General features: G+C 67.4%; 15 protein-coding genes and 6 tRNA genes. 9 read left to right on the forward strand and 12 right to left on the reverse strand.

Features of this window, described 5'->3' with window-relative positions; all coding sequences use genetic code 11:
* Positions 1 to 36: 36 nt before the first annotated feature.
* The 6 genes from AC07OZ_RS02040 to AC07OZ_RS02065 all read left to right on the forward strand — a co-directional run bounded on the left by AC07OZ_RS02040 (position 37) and on the right by AC07OZ_RS02065 (position 929).
* Positions 37 to 112 (forward strand) — tRNA-Ala (locus tag AC07OZ_RS02040).
* Between the two features lie 43 nt (positions 113 to 155).
* A tRNA-Glu gene (locus tag AC07OZ_RS02045) sits at positions 156 to 231 on the forward strand.
* Positions 232 to 413: 182 nt separating this feature from the next.
* Positions 414 to 490: transfer RNA gene (locus tag AC07OZ_RS02050), tRNA-Asp, on the forward strand.
* 47 nt (positions 491 to 537) lie between these two features.
* Positions 538 to 613 (forward strand) — tRNA-Ala (locus AC07OZ_RS02055).
* 61 nt (positions 614 to 674) lie between these two features.
* A tRNA-Glu gene (locus AC07OZ_RS02060) sits at positions 675 to 750 on the forward strand.
* A 102-nt stretch (positions 751 to 852) separates the two neighbouring features.
* Positions 853 to 929 (forward strand) — tRNA-Asp (locus AC07OZ_RS02065).
* Positions 930 to 995: 66 nt separating this feature from the next.
* Here the strand turns inward: AC07OZ_RS02065 and AC07OZ_RS02070 are convergent.
* A complete protein-coding gene (locus AC07OZ_RS02070) occupies positions 996 to 1301 on the reverse strand; it encodes a helix-hairpin-helix domain-containing protein (RefSeq protein WP_495465499.1) in 306 nt (101 codons plus the stop codon).
* Positions 1302 to 1318: 17 nt separating this feature from the next.
* Positions 1319 to 1996 (reverse strand): transcriptional repressor LexA, encoded by a 678-nt coding sequence (lexA, locus tag AC07OZ_RS02075; protein WP_495465500.1) that lies wholly within the window; start codon positions 1994 to 1996, stop codon positions 1319 to 1321.
* A gap of 114 nt (positions 1997 to 2110) precedes the next feature.
* On the opposite strand from lexA, the gene AC07OZ_RS02080 reads away from it, so the two are divergent.
* The gene (locus AC07OZ_RS02080; RefSeq protein WP_495465501.1) at positions 2111 to 3046 is read left to right on the forward strand and encodes an asparaginase; all 936 of its coding nucleotides are present in this window, start codon (positions 2111 to 2113) and stop codon (positions 3044 to 3046) included.
* 95 nt (positions 3047 to 3141) lie between these two features.
* On the opposite strand, the gene AC07OZ_RS02085 is transcribed toward AC07OZ_RS02080, so the two are convergent.
* The 10 genes from AC07OZ_RS02085 to queF form a co-directional block, all read right to left on the reverse strand.
* Positions 3142 to 3576 (reverse strand): organic hydroperoxide resistance protein, encoded by a 435-nt coding sequence (locus AC07OZ_RS02085; RefSeq protein WP_495465502.1) that lies wholly within the window; start codon positions 3574 to 3576, stop codon positions 3142 to 3144.
* 50 nt (positions 3577 to 3626) lie between these two features.
* Entirely contained in the window at positions 3627 to 4175 is a 549-nt protein-coding gene (locus AC07OZ_RS02090) for a MarR family winged helix-turn-helix transcriptional regulator (RefSeq protein ID WP_495465503.1), read from the reverse strand.
* Between the two features lie 172 nt (positions 4176 to 4347).
* Positions 4348 to 6354 carry an ATP-binding cassette domain-containing protein gene (locus AC07OZ_RS02095; RefSeq protein WP_495465504.1) on the reverse strand — a complete coding sequence of 669 codons (2007 nt, stop codon included), beginning with the start codon at positions 6352 to 6354 and terminating at the stop codon, positions 4348 to 4350.
* A complete protein-coding gene (gene prmB, locus AC07OZ_RS02100) occupies positions 6351 to 7253 on the reverse strand; it encodes a 50S ribosomal protein L3 N(5)-glutamine methyltransferase (protein WP_495465505.1) in 903 nt (300 codons plus the stop codon). Before prmB ends, AC07OZ_RS02095 begins: the two co-directional genes overlap by 4 nt.
* Positions 7250 to 8401: a succinyl-diaminopimelate desuccinylase gene (gene dapE / locus AC07OZ_RS02105; RefSeq protein WP_495465506.1), complete on the reverse strand. Its 1152-nt coding sequence runs from the start codon at positions 8399 to 8401 to the stop codon at positions 7250 to 7252. Before dapE ends, prmB begins: the two co-directional genes overlap by 4 nt.
* 41 nt (positions 8402 to 8442) lie before the next feature.
* The gene (locus AC07OZ_RS02110) at positions 8443 to 9609 is read right to left on the reverse strand and encodes a PilT/PilU family type 4a pilus ATPase (RefSeq protein ID WP_495465507.1); all 1167 of its coding nucleotides are present in this window, start codon (positions 9607 to 9609) and stop codon (positions 8443 to 8445) included.
* Positions 9610 to 9665: 56 nt separating this feature from the next.
* Entirely contained in the window at positions 9666 to 10484 is an 819-nt protein-coding gene (gene dapD, locus AC07OZ_RS02115; protein WP_331613953.1) for a 2,3,4,5-tetrahydropyridine-2,6-dicarboxylate N-succinyltransferase, read from the reverse strand.
* 92 nt (positions 10485 to 10576) lie between these two features.
* Positions 10577 to 11827, reverse strand: coding sequence for a succinyldiaminopimelate transaminase (dapC, locus tag AC07OZ_RS02120; protein WP_495465508.1), 1251 nt, complete (start codon positions 11825 to 11827; stop codon positions 10577 to 10579).
* 65 nt (positions 11828 to 11892) lie between these two features.
* Complete coding sequence (locus AC07OZ_RS02125; protein WP_495465509.1) at positions 11893 to 12318, reverse strand: SET domain-containing protein; 426 nt, start codon at positions 12316 to 12318, stop codon at positions 11893 to 11895.
* A 24-nt stretch (positions 12319 to 12342) separates the two neighbouring features.
* Positions 12343 to 12774 (reverse strand): preQ(1) synthase, encoded by a 432-nt coding sequence (gene queF, locus AC07OZ_RS02130; RefSeq protein WP_067281975.1) that lies wholly within the window; start codon positions 12772 to 12774, stop codon positions 12343 to 12345.
* Between the two features lie 338 nt (positions 12775 to 13112).
* Here queF and smc point away from each other — a divergent pair, with 338 nt between their 5' ends.
* Entirely contained in the window at positions 13113 to 16625 is a 3513-nt protein-coding gene (gene smc / locus AC07OZ_RS02135) for a chromosome segregation protein SMC (RefSeq protein WP_495465510.1), read from the forward strand.
* Positions 16626 to 16683: 58 nt separating this feature from the next.
* Positions 16684 to 17799, forward strand: coding sequence for a cell division protein FtsZ (locus AC07OZ_RS02140; protein WP_495465511.1), 1116 nt, complete (start codon positions 16684 to 16686; stop codon positions 17797 to 17799).
* Positions 17800 to 18163: the final 364 nt, after the last annotated feature.

Below are 18163 nucleotides of genomic sequence, written 5' to 3' on the forward strand. Positions count from 1 at the left end.
TCAAAAGCTGAAAAGAAGCCGGATCGAATCCCCGAAGGGGGTATAGCTCAGCTGGGAGAGCGCTTGCATGGCATGCAAGAGGTCAGCGGTTCGATCCCGCTTACCTCCACCAAACTTCAGTTTGCGTGGCGCGCGGTTCAAGAGAAGAAGGTTCAGTCCCCTTCGTCTAGAGGCCTAGGACACCACCCTTTCACGGTGGCTACAGGGGTTCGAATCCCCTAGGGGACGCCAAGTTTCGAACTTGGTTATTGACCAGAGATTGAACGAGAAAATCGAAAAATTCTTCGGAAATCGATTTGATCGTTGTCAAAATCAGGTACAGTAACGAAATCGACGCAGCGATGACATCAAGCAATTGATCGAATCAAAGCAGGAAAAGTTTGATGCGATAGATCGAAAGATCTTGAGTATCTGGAGTGGTAGTTCAGTTGGTTAGAATACCGGCCTGTCACGCCGGGGGTCGCGGGTTCGAGCCCCGTCCACTCCGCCAACACAGTTGAGACTCGGGCGGCGTACCGATTCGATGCGAAAGCATTCGGGGGTATAGCTCAGCTGGGAGAGCGCTTGCATGGCATGCAAGAGGTCAGCGGTTCGATCCCGCTTACCTCCACCAGAGCACCTTCGGGTGTGAGGTTGCAGAGTACGCGCAGTTCGAGTCAAGACAAGCAAGTCCAGTCCCCTTCGTCTAGAGGCCTAGGACACCACCCTTTCACGGTGGCTACAGGGGTTCGAATCCCCTAGGGGACGCCAAGTTCGACAAGGCTTGGCTGCATCGCGGTTCCGAAAGGTATCGATGGTTTGCAGCGAAACTTGTTCGCAAATGATATCGACGCACTCAATAGCGTCGTATCTGGAGTGGTAGTTCAGTTGGTTAGAATACCGGCCTGTCACGCCGGGGGTCGCGGGTTCGAGCCCCGTCCACTCCGCCAACATTAAAACCCTGTCGATGCAAATCGGCAGGGTTTTTTCTTTGGTGCGTTTGATTTGTCCCGTGATCAGAGATCTGGATACTCGCGCTTTCGCTGCGCCGTATAACTCCACCAATCTCGGGGAGCGTTGCCGTTCATGAAATCGACGGCGGCCATATAAGTATCCAGCACGCAGGGATCGTGTCGTTGGCCTGTGAGCTTGCAAATTCGCTGATACAGGGCGAAGGCGTCGGCGCCCACGAGATCCGCAGGTTGGCGAATTCCCATCAGTTCAAAATCCCGAACCATCGCGGGCCCGATGTTGGGAATCTGCCGCAAAGTCGCACACTCGGCGGCCGAGGCCGCCTTGGTGTGCGTCTTTCGCGCGCTCACGACGCCGCTGCCGGGATTCAGTGGAAGCCGCCGGAGCGGATCAGACCGACCGCCAGCCCTTCGATCGAAAACTCCTCATCGGAAGTGACTTCGATCGGCTCGAAGTCCGGGTTCTCGGGCAGCAGGCGGATCCCATCGGCATGACGCTGGAAGCGCTTGACGGTGACCTCTTCACCGATGCGCGCCACGACCACCTGACCATTGCGCGCTTCGCTGATCTTCTGAACGGCAAGCAGGTCGCCGTCCATGATGCCGATGTCCTTCATGCTCATGCCTTTGACGCGCAGCAGGTAGTCGGGCGCCTTCGAGAACATCGAGGGGTCGACGCTATAGTGCTGCTCGACATGTTCCTCGGCGAGGATAGGCGCGCCGGCGGCCACGCGGCCCACGAGCGGCAGCGTCAACTGCGCGAGGCTGGCCAGCGGCAACGCGAACTGGCTGTGCTCCCGGGCGCGATTGACCTGGCGCAGGGCCGTCGACGGCAGCCGGATCCCGCGGGCGGTACCGCCCACCAGTTCGATGACGCCCTTGCGCGCCAAGGCCTGCAGGTGTTCCTCGGCGGCATTGGCGGACTTGAATCCCAACTGCTGCGCGATCTCCGCGCGGGTGGGCGGCGAGCCGGTGCTCTCGATGCTGTCGCGGACCAGATCGAAGATCTGCTGTTGTCGGGCAGTGAGTTTGGGCGGTGTGTCCACGAGCAAGCCTTTATTCCATTGAGGGGCGGATGTCGAAGACGAGGCGACCTTGAGGGTTCAAAAGCCGCCTGAGAATTCATCCAGCATCTGGATTTTTATACAGGAGACGACAAATTGCAAAGTGCGGCCCAGACCCTCGTGATCATCGGGACCGGCGGGACCATCGCCGGCGCCTCCGGCAGCGCGACGGACAACGTCGGCTACAAGGCCGGCTCGCTGTCGGTCGAGTCGTTGGTGGGCGCGGTGCCCGCGTTGGCCTCGAAGGCGCTCGAGGCTGAGCAACTGGCGCAGCTCGACAGCAAGGACATGGATCACGCGACCTGGGCGCGTCTCGCGCGTCGGGTGCGGGAGCATCTGGATCGCCCCGAGGTCCGCGGCGTCGTGATCACGCACGGGACGGACACGCTCGAGGAGACGGCCTACCTGCTGCAACGCGTGCTCGCGCCGGAGAAGCCGGTCGTCCTGACGGCCGCGATGCGCCCGGCGACGGCCATTCAAGCGGACGGACCGCAGAACCTGCTCGATGCGGTGGCCGTGGCGGAGACCGCTGGCGTCCGCGGCGTCGTTGCGGTGGTCGCGGGTCAGGTCCGGTCGGGGTTGGAACTGCGCAAGACGCACACCTACCGCCTCGATGCCTTCGAGGCCGGGCCTGACGCCGGCCCGCTGGCTGTGGTGGAGGAGGGCATCGTGCGCCGCTTCCGCGATTGGCCGGAAGGCGAGGCTTTGGGCGCGAGCGTGCTGCCCGAAGACGCGTCGCGGTGGCCGTGGGTCGAGGTGCTCGCCAGTCATGCGGGCGCCGATGCGCGTTCGCTCGACGCGTGGCGCGCAGCCGGACTCCAAGGCCTGGTGTTGGCCTGTACAGGGAACGGCACGCTGAACCGGGCGCTGGAGGCGCCGGTGCAGGCGCTGAAGGATGCGGGCGTCCCGGTCTGGCGCACGACGCGTTGCGCGCAGGGACGCATCGTCGGCGCAAACGACGAGCCCGCGGCAGCACTGTCCCCGTGGGCTGCGCGCATCGAATTGCTGCTCGCACTGCTGCGGTCCCGCTGAGCTCGTCGCGCGCCGCGGCGCTCATCAACGACAAAGCGCCGGCATTGCCGGCGCTTTTTTTCATCGTGAATCCGGAGCGGGCCGGACCCGGACGATCAGACGATCGTCAGCGTGACGTCGATGTTGCCGCGCGTGGCGTTCGAGTACGGGCAGACTTCGTGCGCGTCGGCGACCAGCTTTTCCAGCGCGGCGCGGTCCATGCCCGGCACCGAGATCTTCATCGACACGGCGATGCCGAAGGCGCCCGGCTTGTTGGCGTGGGGGCCGATGCCGACTTCGCTGGTGATCGAGACTTCAGCCGGCAGGGCGACCTTGTTGCGGCCGGAGACGGCCTTCATCGCGCCGATGAAGCAGGCCGAGTAGCCCGCGGCGAACAGCTGCTCGGGGTTGGTGCCGGCGCCGTCGTCGCCGCCCAGCGCCTTGGGCGTGGACAGCTGGACCTTCAGGCGGTCGTCCGACGATTGCGCGGTGCCTTGACGGCCGCCGGTGGCGGTGGCGGTGGCGGTGTAGAGGGCTTTTTCGATGGCCATGTGAGGCTCCTTGGTGGTGATGGGTTGGGGGTGAAAACGGATGCTCGGGGTCAGGTCTTGCCATCCCCGTTGGAGGCGGCGTTATCGCGTGCCAGGTGGGTCAGTACGTTGCCACGCAATTCATGCAGGCGTCTTGTCAGCGACTCCAGTTCGGTGGGACCGCAGGCGCTGGCGCATGCCAGGTGTTCTGGGATGGCGACCGCCTGCTCACGCAAGGCGCGGCCGGCGGACGTCAGGTGGATTTCCACGCGGCGCTCATCGGCCGTTGCACGGCGGCGCTCGATGAGGCCGCTCGATTCAAGCCGTTTCAGCAGCGGGGTGAGCGTGCCGGAGTCCAGGTTCAGGCGTTGCCCCAGATCGGAGACGCTCGGCCCATCCGTCTCCCACAGCACCAGCATCACCAGGTACTGCGGATAGGTCAGGCCCAGCGGAGCCAGCAGCGGCTTGTAGAGCTTCGTCATCGCCAGCGATGTCGAATAGAGCGCGAAGCACAGTTGAACATCGAGCTTCAGCCAGTCCGTGCCCGCAGGCGCCGGCTGGTCGTGCAGGCGTGCCGTGGTGGCGGCGACCGGCGGGTTGAAGGGCTTCGTGTTCGGCATGGGATGAACTATAGCGAGCAATTCAATTGCGCACAATTGAAATGGTCTTTGAGCGCGGTTGACGGGAACTATCGGCGGCCAGGGCTGGAAGTTCCAGAAGGAACAACGCCCCGGGGACAGGTGTCGCCGGGGCGTTGTTGAACTGGAGGGGTCGGGAAGGAGCTTGTGGGGCTCAGCCCGTCGCCTGGATCGCGTCCACCTGCTCGCTGAGCTCCAGCCAACGCAGTTCGGCGGCTTCGACCTCGTCGCCGATGGCCTTCAGTCGCTTGCCAGCGTCCGCAATCTGCGCGGGCGTCCGACCGGCGCCGGACAGCTGGGCTTCCAGCGCGGCGCGCTCGTCTGCCCAGGCCTTCATGCGGGCGTCGATCTGCTCCATCTCCTTGCGCAGGGGCCGGGTCTGCTCGGACAGCTTCTGCCGGGCCTGGCCGCTGAGCTTGCGGTCGTCGCGCTTGACGGGGGCGGGCGGCACCGGCGCGGCCGCCACGGGCGCCGCAACCACCGGCGCAGGGGCAGGTGTTGCGCTGCTGGCGCGCGCGCTGCGCAGCGCCAGCTTGGCCTCTTCCTTCGCGATCTTCGCGGCTTCCTTGGAACGGTCCAGCAGCCAGCGCTGGTAGTCGTCCAGGTCGCCGTCGAAGGGCGCGAGCTTGCCGTCGGCCACCAGCCAGAACTCGTCGCAGACCTCGCGCAGCAGCGCGCGGTCATGGCTGACGAGCATGACGGTGCCTTCGAACTCGTTGAGCGCCATCGACAGCGCCTCGCGGGTCTGCAGGTCCAGATGGTTGGTCGGCTCGTCCAGCAGCAGCAGGTTGGGGCGTTGCCAGACCAGCATCGCCAGCACCAGCCGGGCCTTCTCGCCGCCGGACAGGCTGCCCACTTCCTGGTTTACCATGTCGCCGACGAAGCGGAACTGGCCGAGGAAGTCGCGCAGCTCCTGCTCGCGGGCGTTCGGGCTGACTTCCTTGGCCAGGCGGATCATGTGCATCAGCGGGCCTTCATCAGGCCGCAGCACGTCCATCTCCTGCTGCGCGAAGTAGCCGATCGACAGGCCCTTGCCCTCGGTGATCGTGCCGCCCATCGCGCGCTGCATGCGCGCCACCGTCTTCACGAAGGTCGACTTGCCCTGGCCGTTGGCGCCCAGGATGCCGAAGCGCTGGCCGGCCAGCACCGAGCGGTCGATGCCGCGCACGATGACCTTCTCGCCTTCGTCGGTGTCGTAACCGACGGAGACGGTATCGAACATCAGCATCGGATTGGGCAGGTTCAGCGGCTCGCGGAACTCGAAGCTGAAGTCCGACGCCGTCAGCACCGGCGCGAGGCGTTCCATGCGTTCCAGTGCCTTCACGCGGCTCTGTGCCTGCTTGGCCTTGCTGGCCTTGGCCTTGAAGCGGTCGATGAACTTCTGCAGATGCGCCATGCGCTCCTGCTGTTTGCTGAAGGCCTGCTGCTGCTGGAGCATGCGCTCGGCGCGCATCGACTCGAAGGCCGTGTAGTTGCCGCCGTAGCGGTGCAGCTTGGCCTCGTCCAGATGCAGCGTGACCTTGGTGATCGCGTCCAGGAATTCGCGGTCATGGCTGATGATGATCATCGTGCCTTCATAACGCTGCAGCCACGCTTCCAGCCAGACCAGGGCGTCCAGGTCCAAGTGGTTGGTGGGCTCGTCCAGCAGCATCAGGTCGGACGGGCACATCAGCGCGCGCGCCAGCTGCAGCCGCATGCGCCAGCCGCCGGAGAAACTGTTGACCGGCGCATCGACCTGCGCGCCCTTGAAGCCCAGGCCCATCATCAGCGCCTGCGCGCGGGCGGGGGCGTCGAGGCTGCCGGCGTCCATCAGTTGCGCGTAGGCATCGGCGATGGCGTGGCCGTCGTCGGCGGCTTCGGCCTCGGCCAGCGCCTGCCGCGCGGCCATCAGGCGGACGTCGCCTTCCAGCACGAACTCGGTGGCCGGCATGTCGGTCTCGGGCATGTGCTGCGCCACTTCGGCGAGCGCCCAGTGGCGCGGGATCTCCACGTCGCCCTTGTCGCTGTGCAGGCGGTCGGTCAGCAGCGAGAACAGGCTGGACTTGCCCGCGCCGTTGCGGCCCACCAGGCCGACCTTCTCGCCGGGTTGCAGCACGACGCTCGCGTCATCGAGAACGACCTTGGTGCCGCGGCGCAGCACGATGTTGCGCAGCGTGATCATGGGGAAACTCCTTGTTCGTCGTCATGGCCGAAGCCCGCGGCGACCAGCGCCTCGCGGGTCAGCAGCAGGACCTGGTCTTCGCCGGCGGAGGTCTCCAGCCAGGCGGATTCAAGCTGTGGGAAAGCGGCTTCGAAAAACTCGCGCTCGTTGCCGATCTCGAGGACCAGCACCGCGTGCGGCTTCATCTGGCCGGGTGCTGCGGACAGCAGCGTGCGGATGAAGTCCATGCCGTCCGTGCCGCCCGCGAGGGCGAGCTCGGGTTCGGCGCGGTACTCGTGCGGCAGCGCCGCCATCGACGTGCTGTTCACGTACGGCGGATTGCAGAGAATCAGGTCGTACGGTCCCTGCGCCGGCGCGAGGCCGTCGCCCAGCAGCAGCCGGATGCGCTCGCCGAGCTGATGACGTTCGACGTTGATCGCCGCGACCGCGAGCGCCTCGGCGCTCAGGTCGATGGCGTCGACCGCCACGTCCGGCCAGGCCATCGCGGCCAGCACGGCCAGGCTGCCGTTGCCGGTGCACAGGTCCAGCACGCGGCTTGTCTGGTCCGACAGCCATGCGTCGATGGTCGCGTCGGCGAGCAGCTCGGCGATGAAGCTGCGCGGCACGATGGCACGCTCGTCGACGTAGAAGGGCACGCCCTGCAGCCACGCTTCGCGCGTCAGGTAGGCGGCGGGTTTGCGCGTCGCGATGCGTTCGGCGACCAGCGCCTCGACCTTCGCGCGACCCGCGTCGTCGACGGCATCGGCTTCGTGCGCGTCGAGCGCATCCAGCGGCAGGTCCAGCGCCCACAGGCTCAGCCAGGCGGCCTCGTCGAAGGCGTTCGTCGTGCCGTGCCCAAACGAAACGCCCGCCTCACGGAGGCGGGCGGCCTGGGCCTCGATCAATTCCAACAGCGTCACAGCAGCAGATTCTCCAGGGTGCGTCGGTAGATGCGCGTCAGGGGCGCGATCTGATCCAACGGCACGAATTCGTCGATCTTGTGGATGCTCGCATTGAGCGGTCCGAATTCCACCACCTGCGGGCAGAGCTTGGCGATGAAGCGCCCGTCCGAAGTGCCCCCGGTCGTGGACAACTCGGCCGTCACGCCCGTCTCCGCCGCGATCGCCGCGCTGATCGCCGCCGACAACTCGCCCACCGGTGTCAGGAAGGGTTCGCCGGACAGTGACCAGTCCAACACGTACTCGAGCCCGTGGCGGTCCAGCAGCGCATGCACCCGTTGGCGCAGCGCGCCCGGCGTCGATTCGGTCGAGAAGCGGAAGTTGAAGTCCACCACCATCTCTCCGGGGATCACGTTGCCGGCACCGGTGCCGGCGGCGATGTTGGAGATCTGGAAGGTCGTCGGCGGGAAGTAGGCGTTGCCATTATCCCATTCGCTCACGGCCAGCTCGGCCAGCGCCGGCGCGGCCTGATGGACGGGGTTGCGCGCCAGGTGCGGGTAGGCGACGTGGCCCTGCACGCCGATCACGCGCAGCTTGCCGGACAGCGAGCCGCGGCGGCCGTTCTTGACGGTGTCGCCGAGGCGCTCGACCGAGGTCGGTTCGCCGACGATGCAGTAGTCGAGCCGTTCGCCGCGCGCGCGCAGGCGCTCGACGCAGACGACGGTGCCGTCACGCGCCGGACCTTCCTCGTCGCTGGTGAGCAGGAAGGCGACGCTGCCGCGATGATCCGGATGCATCGCCGCGAAGTCTTCCGCGGCGACGACCATCGCCGCCAGCGAAGTCTTCATGTCCGCCGCGCCACGTCCGTACAGGCGGTCGCCGCGCACGGTGGGAACAAACGGATCGCTGGTCCACTTCGCGAGATCGCCGGTGGGCACCACGTCGGTATGGCCGGCGAAGACCAGCAGCGGGCCATCCGCCGACTGTCCGCGGCGCACGGCCCACAGGTTGCCGACGCGGAAATCGTCCGGCCCGCTGTCCATGCGTTCCAGGGTGAAACCGGCCGCGGCCAGCCGCGCGCCGATCAGTTCCAGGCAACCGGCATCGGCCGGCGTCACCGACGGGCGGGCGATCAGCTGCTCCAGCAGCGCGAGGGTCAGGTCGTCCATCAGTCGGTGGGGGTCGGCGGCGCGGTCAGCGCATCAGGGCTTCAGCCCGGCTGCACGTCCAGCGTGATGGACGTGAAGTTGGCGGTGTCCTCGGCCGGCTCTTCCTTCTTCGGCGCGCCGGGACCGCCGGGCTTGACGCCGGGACCGTCGTTCTGCAGACGCCAGAGCAGGTTGGTCGGCGAGTCGGCGAAGGCCAGGCCTTCCTCGCGCGTGATCGTGCCCTCGGTGATGAGGCGGGCGAAGTGCTCCTCGAAGCTTTGCGAGCCCTCGGCCATCGACTTCTCCATCGCCTCCTTGACGCCGGCGAAGTCCCCTTGCTCGATCAGTTCGGCGACCAGCTTGGTGTTCAGCAGGATCTCCGTGACCGGGACGCGGCCGCCCGCGGCGGCGCGCACCAGGCGCTGAGAGACCACCGCCTTCAGGCCGGCGCCCAGGTCGTTCAGCATCGCCGGACGCGATTCCGGCGTGTAGAAGGACATGATCCGGTTCAGCGCGTGGTAGCTGTTGTTGCCGTGCAGCGTGGCGACGACCAGGTGACCGGACAGCGCGTACGAGATCGCGGCCGTCATCGTCTCGCGATCGCGGATCTCGCCGATCAGGATGCAGTCCGGCGCCTGGCGCAGCGCGTTCTTCAGCGCGATCTGCAGCGACGCGGTGTCGCGGCCGACCTCGCGCTGGTTGACCAGCGAGCGCTTGTTGGTGAACAGGTATTCCAGCGGATCCTCGATCGTGAGGATGTGGCCGGTCATCGTCTGGTTGCGGTGCTCCAGCATCGACGCGAGCGTGGTGCTCTTGCCGGTGCCGGTCGCGCCCACCATCAGGATCAGGCCGCGCTTCTCGGTGATCAGCTTGGCCAGGATGGGCGGCAGGCCCAGGCTGTCCAGCGTCGGGATGACGTGCGGGATGTGCCGGAACACCGCCGCGATCGAGCCGCGCTGGCGGAAGCCCGACAGCCGGAAGCTGCCGACCTTGGGGATGGAGACCGCCAGGTTCAGCTCGCCGTTGGTGTCCAGCTCGGACATGTGCTGCGCGTCCACGACCTCGGAGATCAGCGCGCGCGGCTGGGCCGGGGTCAGGAGTTGATCCGACAGCTGCAGCATCTGCCCGTTGATCCGGATCAGCACCGGCATGTTGGCCGACAGGTAGGTGTCGGATGCGCCTTTCTCGGCCATCAGGCGCAGGATGCGCTCCATGTTTCCCGTGCTCATGCGGTCTCCTCCAGACGGATGATCTTCTTCGGCGTGGCGTCGTGAGGCTCGTGGCCTCAGGCGCGCAGCAGTTCGTTGATGGATGTCTTCGCGCGCGTGCCCGCGTCGACCTTCTTCACGATGATCGCGGCGTACAGGCTGTACTTGTCGTTCTTCGGCAGGCTGCCGCTGATGACGACGGAACCGGCCGGGACGCGGCCGTACGAGACGGTGTCCGTCTCGCGGTCGTAGATCGGGGTGCTCTGGCCGATGTAGACGCCCATCGAGATGACCGAGTTCTCCTCGACGATCACGCCCTCGACGATCTCCGAGCGGGCGCCGATGAAGCAGTTGTCCTCGATGATGGTCGGGTTGGCCTGCAGCGGCTCCAGCACGCCGCCGATGCCGACGCCGCCGGACAGGTGGACGTGCTTGCCGATCTGCGCGCAGGAGCCGACGGTGGCCCAGGTGTCGACCATCGTGCCTTCGTCGACGTAGGCGCCGATGTTGACGTAGGACGGCATCAGCACGACGTTCTTCGCCATGAAGCTGCCGCGGCGGGCGACGGCCGGAGGCACGACGCGCACGCCGGCGGCGCGCAGCTGTTCATCGGATTGGCCGCCGAACTTGGTCGGGACCTTGTCGAAGAAGGTCATGTCGCCGGCGCCCATCTGGCGGTTGTCGTTCAGGCGGAAGGACAGCAGCACGGCCTTCTTGACCCACTGGTGCACGGTCCATTCACCGACGGCCTTGCGCTCGGCCACGCGCAGCGTGCCGGCGTCCAGGCCGGCGATCACTTCGTCCACCGCGGCCCGCACTTCGGGGCTGTTGGCGGAGGTCAGGTTGGCGCGGCCTTCCCAGGCGAGGTCGATGATGGATTGCAGGTCTTGCGTCATGGTGCGGAGGGGTTCGGAAGGAGGGTGGATTCGAGGCGGATGCTTGAAGCGGTAGCGTGAAGCGGATCGTGGGGCGGACCGGCGGGGCCGGATCAGGCGGACGTCTTGAGTGGCTTCACGAAGGAGACGATGCGGCGGGCGGCTTCCAGGCATTCGGCCTGCTCGGCCACCAGCGCCAGGCGGATGCGGCCGGCGCCGGGGTTGATCCCATGGGCGTCGCGGGCCAGCAGGCTGCCGGGCAGAACGCCGACATTGTATTGAGCGAGCAGCCCCTGGGCGAAGCCAATATCGTTACCGTCTGGCACGGCCGCCCACAGGTAGAAACCCGCGTCGGGCAGGGCGACGTCCAGCACCTCGGCCAATAGCGGCGTGACGGCGGCGAACTTGGCGCGGTACTGCGCGCGGTTGGCGATGACGTGGTCCTCGTCGTTCCAGGCGGCGATGCTGGCGGCCTGGATCATCGGGTTCATCGCCGAGCCGTGATAGGTCCGGTACAGCAGGAAGCGCTTGATCCATGCGGCGTCGCCGGCGACGAAGCCCGAGCGCATGCCGGGCACGTTGGAGCGCTTGGACAGGCTGGTGAACGCGATCAGGTTGCGGAAGTCCGGACGGCCCAGCTGCGCGGCGGCCTGCAGGCCCGACAGCGGGGCGGCGTCGGGGCCGTCGCGGAAGTAGATCTCGGAGTAGCACTCGTCGGAGGCGATCACGAAGCCGTAGCGGTCGCTGAGCTCGAACAGCGTCTGCCATTCGGACAGCGGCATGACGGCGCCGGTCGGGTTGCCCGGCGAGCAGACGTACAGCAGCTGCGTGCGCGACCAGGTCGCCTCGTCGATCTGCGACCAGTCGGGGGCGAAGTTGCGGGCGGGGTCGGAGTTCGCGAAGGCGGGTGTCGCGCCGGCGAGCAGCGCGGCGCCTTCATAGATCTGATAGAACGGATTGGGGCAGACGACGGTCGCGCCGGGGCGGGACGGATCGATCACCACCTGCGCGAGGGCGAACAGCGCCTCCCGCGAACCGTTGACCGGCAGGATCTGCGTGGCGGGATCCAGGCTCAACGCATAACGCCGCTGCAGCCAGCCGGCGATGGCCTCGCGCAGCGGCAGTTGACCGGCGGTGGCGGGATAGCCCGACAGCCCCTTGAGGTTGGCCATCAGCGCGTCTTCGACCAGCTTGGGCGCCGGGTGTTTCGGCTCGCCGATGCCGAGCGAGATCGGCCGGAATTCGGGGTTGGGAACGATGCCCTTGGTCAGGGCGCTCAGCCGCTCGAACGGGTAGGGGTTCAGCAGCGCCAGGCGGGGATTGACCGGCGGGTTGACCGGCTGCGAAGCAGGGGTGGAGCTCATGCGCGGAATCATAGGGCGACGGGACGCCGCCCCTGGTACTTACGTCGACAACGCAGACTTGCCGATCAGAGTGAACCGCGGCATCCGGGCGCGCCACAGCGGCACGTCAGGCGACCCTCGTGATGCGTGAGGCCGTAGTCGACGGTGATCTCGTCGCCGGCATGCAGATCGCGCAGCGCGAAGAAGCTGATCTCGCCGTCCTCGACCTGGATGCGGGCGTTCGGCGAGCAACTGTGGTTGGTGAACCGCATCGCATCCTGCGAGCGGCTCGCGTCGATCGCCCGCGCCGGCGACAGTTCCACCAGCATCAGCCGCTGGCTTTCCTGCGCGCGGCGGCGCGCTTCGGCGACGGTGATCGACTCGCCGGTCAGCAGCCCGAGCCGCGTGCCGGCGGGGATGGCCTCGGCCGCGAACACGCCGTAGCCGTCGATGCGGCTGCGCCTGAGCGTCACCGCGACGAACTGGGTGTCCGCGTCATAGGCGAGGGCCATCCGGTGATGTCCGGCGAGGTCGGCTCAGCGCAGCAGGCCGGTCTCGAAGCCGTGCGCCGGCAGGTCCACCGCGGGCAGCGGCTTCCAGCCCTTCTTGCGGTGCTCGGTCACGACGTTCGTGTAGATGCCGCCGCGCACGTACCACTTGGCGGTGATGCGGATGAAGCGCGGGTTCGTGACCTTCACGATGTCCTCGAGGATGGTGTTGGTCACCTTCTCGTGGAACGCGCCTTCGTCGCGGTAGCTCCAGAAGTACATCTTCAGGCTCTTGAGCTCGACGCAGTACTGGTCCGCGATCATGTCGATCGTGAAGTGAGCGAAGTCCGGCTGGCCGGTCAGCGGGCAGTGGCAGGTGAACTCGGGGATCTGGAACTGGATGACGTAGTCGCGTTCCGGGGCCGGGTTGGGGAAGACGTGGATCTCCTTGCTCGGACGGCTCGGCGGATTGGGCGGCATGTCGCGCATCTTGGGCGGGACGGCGGTGTCCGGCTTGACGTGTTTGGCGGCCTTGATCGGCTCGACGAACTTCAGGGCCTTGGAGGCCTTGGGAGCCTTCGACGCCTTGGCGTTGGAAGAGGAAACGGCAGCCGGTGCGGCCGGCTTGGCGGAGGAGGTCTTGGCCATGTGGAATCGAGAGTGGGGCGGTCGCTGCTTCAGAGGGCGGCGGCGGCCGGAATGCGAAGGGCGCGATGGTATCATCCGCCGCGAATCGAGCGCCCCGTCAAGGGGCGTTTCCACAATCAAATCAAAGGCTTAGATCACGTGAGGGCTGTGATGTCCGGTGATCCCACCCGATGCGACTGAACTCGATCAAGCTCTCGGGCTTCAAGTCCTTTGCCGATCCGACGACCTTCCAGCTGCCCGGGCAGCTGGTCGGCGTGGTCGGCCCCAACGGCTGCGGCAAGTCCAACATCATGGACGCGGTGCGCTGGGTGCTGGGCGAAAGCAAGGCCAGCGAACTGCGCGGCGAGTCCATGCAGGACGTGATCTTCAACGGCTCGGGCAACCGCAAGCCGGCGAGCCGCTCCAGCGTGGAACTGGTGTTCGACAACACCAGCGCCCGCGCCGGCGGTCAGTGGAACCAGTTCACCGAGATCGCCGTCAAGCGCGTCCTGACCCGCGACGGCACCAGCAGCTACTTCATCAACAACCAGCCAGTGCGCCGCCGCGACGTGCAGGACGTGTTCCTCGGCACCGGCCTGGGACCGCGCGCCTACGCCATCATCGGCCAGGGCACGATCAGCCGGATCATCGAATCCAAGCCTGAGGAACTGCGCATGTTCCTCGAGGAGGCCGCCGGCGTCTCCAAGTACAAGGAACGCAGACGCGAGACGGAACTCCGGCTGCGCGACACGCGCGAGAACCTGACCCGCGTCGAGGACATCCTCCGCGAGCTCAACAACAACCTCGAGAAGCTGGAGCGCCAGGCCGAGGTCGCCGCGAACTACCGCAACCTGCAGGAGCAGGGCACGCTGAAGCTGCACCAGCTGTGGTTCCTGAAGCATCGCGACGCGGCCGGCGAGGCCACGCGGGTGAAGACCGAGCACTCGGAGGCCGTGAACGCGCTCGAGGCCAAGATGGCCGAGCTGCGCCAGCTCGAGGCCGAGCTGGAGACCATCCGCCAGGCCCACTACGGCGCCGGCGACGATCTGCACGCCGCGCAGGGCCGCATGGCCGAGGCGCAGATGGAGGTCAGCCGGCTCGAGGAACGCATCCGCTACGTCGTCGAAGGCCGCCAGCGGCTGGAGCAGCGGCTGCTCGAACTGCAGGCGCAGAACCAGCAGTGGCAGGACCGCGCGGAGCAGGCGCAGGTCGAACTCGAGGACGTCGCCACCCAGATCGCCCAGGCCGAGGAGCAGAGCGAGATCCTCGCCGCCCAGGCCGAGGAACAGGCGATGAAGCTGCCCGACGTCGAGGACCAGGTGCGCGCCGCGCAAGGCCGCGCCAACGAGCAGCGCACCCAGGTGACGCAGGTCCAGCAGCAGATCCAGGTGCTGGCCGCGGAGAGCCGCAGCGTCGACGAACAGCTCAAGGGCCTGCGCGGCCGCCGCGAGCGCCTCGCGCAGGAACGCCAGGGCCTGGCCGCGCCGCAGCACGACAAGCTCGACGAGGTGAAGCGCCTGTCGGTCGCCGCCGACGAGCAGCAGGCCGTCGCCGACGCGCGTCTGGCGGAGCTCGCCGAAGCCGCGCCCGCCGCCGACGAGGCCCGTCAGCAGGCGCAGCGCGAATCGCAGCAGCAGGCCGCGAAGCTGACGGACATCGTCGCCCGCCTGACCGCGCTGCGCGCGCTGCAGGAGAAGGTGCAGACCGAAGGCAAGCTCAAGCCCTGGCTGGCCAAGCACGGCCTGCAGGACATCAAGGGCCTGTGGACGCAGCTGCACATCACGCCGGGCTGGGAGAACGCCCTCGAAGCCGCGATGCGCGAGCGCATGGGCGCGCTGTCGGTCGGCCGGCTGGAGACGGTGCAGGCCTTCGCCTCCGATCCGCCGCCGGCGCGGCTGGCCTTCTATTCGCTGCCCAGCGGCGAGATCGTCAACACGCACCGCGCGCTGTCGCCGCTGAGCGACCTGCTCAAGCTGGAGTCCAACGGCCTGAAGGCGCTGCTGAACGACTGGCTGGAGGGCATCTACACGGCGGAGTCCATCGGCGACGCGCTGGCGCAGCGCCCGAAGCTGACTCACGGCGAACTGATCATGACCCGCGAGGGCCACGCGGTGAGCCAGTTCGCGGTGAGCTTCTACGCGCCGGACAGCGAGACCGCCGGCCTGCTGGCCCGCGCGCAGGAGATCGAGAACCTCGAGCGCGAGCAGCGCGCGCAGACCCTGATCGCCGACGAGTCGCGCGCCCAGTCCGTGCGGGCCGAGGCGGTCTACACGGATGTGTCGCAGCGGCTGGCCGTGGTGCGCCGTGAGGCATCGGACACGCAGGCCCGCGCGCATCAGCTGCAGGTCGAGTTGCTGCGCCTGGCGCAGCAGACCGAAGCCGCCGTCGCGCGCCGCACGCAGCTCGACGACGAACTCGGCGAGATCGACGCGCAGAACGAGGCGCTGATGGAGCGCCGCATGGAAGGCGAGGCGCGCTTCGAGGAACTGGACCAGCAGCTCGCGACGACGCAGGAGAAGCACGCCGAGCTCGACGAGTCGGTGATCAACGCCGAACGCAAGCTGACCGAGGCCCGCGAGCACCAGCGCGTGCTGGAGCGGCGCGCGCAGGAGGCGGTCTTCAGCGCCCGCGCGCTGGCGGCCAAGCGCGGCGAGCTGCAGCGCGGCATCGAAACCTCGCGCCAGCAGGTGCAGGTCAACGAGCAGACGGTGCAGAGCATGGCGCAGGAGCGCGCCGAGCTCGACGACGCCGCCGCGCAGGCCGGCCTGCAGGACGCGCTGGCGCTGAAGATGGAGCGAGAGCAGGCGCTGGCCGTCGTCCGCGCCCACTACGACGACCTCAGCCAGCGCCTCAAGCGCAGCGAAGAGCAGCGGATGACGATCGAGCGCGCGCTCGAGCCGCTGCGCGAGCGCATCACCAAGCTGCAGCTCGACGAGCAGGCGGCGGCCCTCGGCGGTCAGCAGTTCATGGAACAGCTGGTGGCGCAGAACGTCGATCTGGAGGCGCTGGCCAAGAGCATCGAGGAGGGCGCCGTCAAGCTCTACGGCCTGCAGGGCGAGATCGACCGCATCAACCGCGAGATCGCGGCGCTGGGCGCGGTGAACCTCGCCGCGCTCGACGAGCTGGGCGCCGCGCGCGAGCGCAAGACCTTCCTCGACTCGCAGATGGCTGACCTCACCAGCGCGATCACGACGCTGGAGGACGCGATCCACAAGATCGACCTGGAGACGCGCGACCTGCTGGGCTCCACCTTCACGCAGGTCAACGAACACTTCGGGCGCATGTTCCCGAGCCTGTTCGGCGGCGGACAGGCGAAGCTGGTCATGACTGGCGACGAGATCCTCGACGCCGGCGTGCAGGTGATGGCGCAGCCGCCGGGCAAGAAGAACTCGACCATCCACCTGCTGTCGGGCGGCGAGAAGGCGCTGACGGCGATCGCGCTGGTGTTCGCGATCTTCCAGCTGAATCCGGCGCCGTTCTGCCTGCTCGACGAGGTGGACGCGCCGCTGGACGACGCCAACACCGAGCGCTACGCGCGGCTGGTGCAGGAGATGAGCAAGATCACGCAGTTCCTGTTCATCTCGCACAACAAGATCGCGATGGAGATGGCCCGTCAGCTGATCGGCGTGACGATGCAGGAGCAGGGCGTGTCGCGCATCGTGGCGGTGGACATGGAATCCGCGCTGGCGATGGCCGAACAATGAGAATGACGACGGTGATCGCGACGTGTGACGCGCGCGGGGCCGCAGGAGCGAAGACGCGATGACGACGGACTGGAACCTGACGACGCTGTTGGCCGCGCTGGGCGGCGTGGTGCTGGTGGGGCTGCTGGCGCAGGGCTGGTGGAGCGCGCGCAAGGCGGGCCCGCGGCGCGCCGAGCCGATGGCGCCGGCGGGCGACCGTCAGGAGCCTAGCCTGGGCGCTGGCGGCGCCGCTGCGGGCCAGCCGCCGGTCACGCTGGACGGCACGGCCGACGGCGAGGCGGTGGACTCGCGCACAATGGACCTGCGCACGCTCGACGAGTCCGTGCCGGCGATGGCGCGCGTGCGCAAGGCGTCGACGCGGATCGACGCGCTGATCGATGCGATCGCGACGATGACGCCGGAGTCGCCGGTCAGCGGCGAGATGGCGCTGTCGCACCTGCCGGGCAGCCGGCGCGCGGGCACCAAGCCGTTCCACATCGAAGGCCTGAACGCGGACAGCGGTGAATGGGAGCTGCCGCATCCGGGCCAGCGCTACGGCGAGTTCCAGGCGGGGCTGCAGATGGCCAACCGGAGCGGGGCGCTCAACGAGATCGAGTACTCGGAGTTCGTGCAGAAGATCCAGGGCTTCGCGGACGGCATCGGTGCGATGCCGGAGTTTCCGGACATGCTGGACGTCGTCGGCCGGGCGCGCGAGCTCGACCAGTTCGCGGCCGGCCACGACGCGCAGCTGGCGATCGTGCTGAAGGCGCGCGGCGCGGCGTGGACGCTGGGCTTCGTGCAGCAGGGGGCGCTGCGGCACGGCTTCGTGCCGGGATCGATTCCCGGCCGCCTTGTGATGCCGGCAGCCGAGGAGGGCGCGCCGCCGCTGCTGACGCTGAACTTCGATGCGCAGGCGGCTCTGGCGGAAGATCCGCAGGCCTCATCGCTGCGGGAACTGACGCTGTCGCTGGACGTGCTGCAGACGCCCGAGGCGCTGGAGCCGTTCGCGACCTGGCAGGAGTCGGCGCGCAACCTGGCCCGCGACTTCGAGGCCGATGTCTGCGACGACCGCAACCAGATCCTGAACCTGCACGCGTTCCAGTCGATCGGGCAGGAGTTGTCGGAGCTCTACAAGTCCCTGGCCGCACGCGATCTCGCCGCGGGCAGCGCGGTCGCGAGGCGCCTGTTCAGCTGATCGCCGGCTGCGTCTTCGACTGAGCAACGGGCACCTGCAAGGTGCCCGTTGCTCATTCCGGCAGGCGGTTTCCGCGCTGACGACCGGTCTGTTCTGACGGGCAGGCGCAAGTTCGTGTCATCACGGCTCCGTGTTCATCTAGGTCGCAGGCCGGTTCGCAGAAATTTCGGCTATCGCGTGACAAGCGATGCATCGGCACAGTGAGGGCTTCTGTGTTGATGGACGTGACTCGGCAACGGGGCACGGTGTTGAAATGATGGAATTTCTTGAACCCGCAGCGAGCAGGCCGCGTCCGTGGTTGATGGCGCCTGCTACGTGTGCGGCGCTTGCCCTTCCGACCGAACCCGCTCCCGAAGTCGATCGG

It is taken from the genome of Roseateles sp. GW821-FHT09G03, assembly GCF_059416045.1.

Coding starts and splice junctions, on each gene's coding strand:
- dapD (WP_331613953.1), bottom strand. CDS start 10,484: ATGACGCAAGACCTGCAATCCATCATCGACCTCGCCTGGGAAGGCCGC.
- AC07OZ_RS02125 (WP_495465509.1), bottom strand. CDS start 12,318: ATGGCCCTCGCCTATGACGCGGACACCCAGTTCGTCGCGGTGACGCTC.
- queF (WP_067281975.1), bottom strand. CDS start 12,774: ATGCCGCCCAATCCGCCGAGCCGTCCGAGCAAGGAGATCCACGTCTTC.
- dapC (WP_495465508.1), bottom strand. CDS start 11,827: ATGAGCTCCACCCCTGCTTCGCAGCCGGTCAACCCGCCGGTCAATCCC.
- AC07OZ_RS02095 (WP_495465504.1), bottom strand. CDS start 6,354: ATGATCACGCTGCGCAACATCGTGCTGCGCCGCGGCACCAAGGTCGTT.
- AC07OZ_RS02110 (WP_495465507.1), bottom strand. CDS start 9,609: ATGAGCACGGGAAACATGGAGCGCATCCTGCGCCTGATGGCCGAGAAA.
- AC07OZ_RS02140 (WP_495465511.1), top strand. CDS start 16,684: ATGACGACGGACTGGAACCTGACGACGCTGTTGGCCGCGCTGGGCGGC.
- smc (WP_495465510.1), top strand. CDS start 13,113: ATGCGACTGAACTCGATCAAGCTCTCGGGCTTCAAGTCCTTTGCCGAT.
- AC07OZ_RS02085 (WP_495465502.1), bottom strand. CDS start 3,576: ATGGCCATCGAAAAAGCCCTCTACACCGCCACCGCCACCGCCACCGGC.
- dapE (WP_495465506.1), bottom strand. CDS start 8,401: ATGGACGACCTGACCCTCGCGCTGCTGGAGCAGCTGATCGCCCGCCCG.
- AC07OZ_RS02090 (WP_495465503.1), bottom strand. CDS start 4,175: ATGCCGAACACGAAGCCCTTCAACCCGCCGGTCGCCGCCACCACGGCA.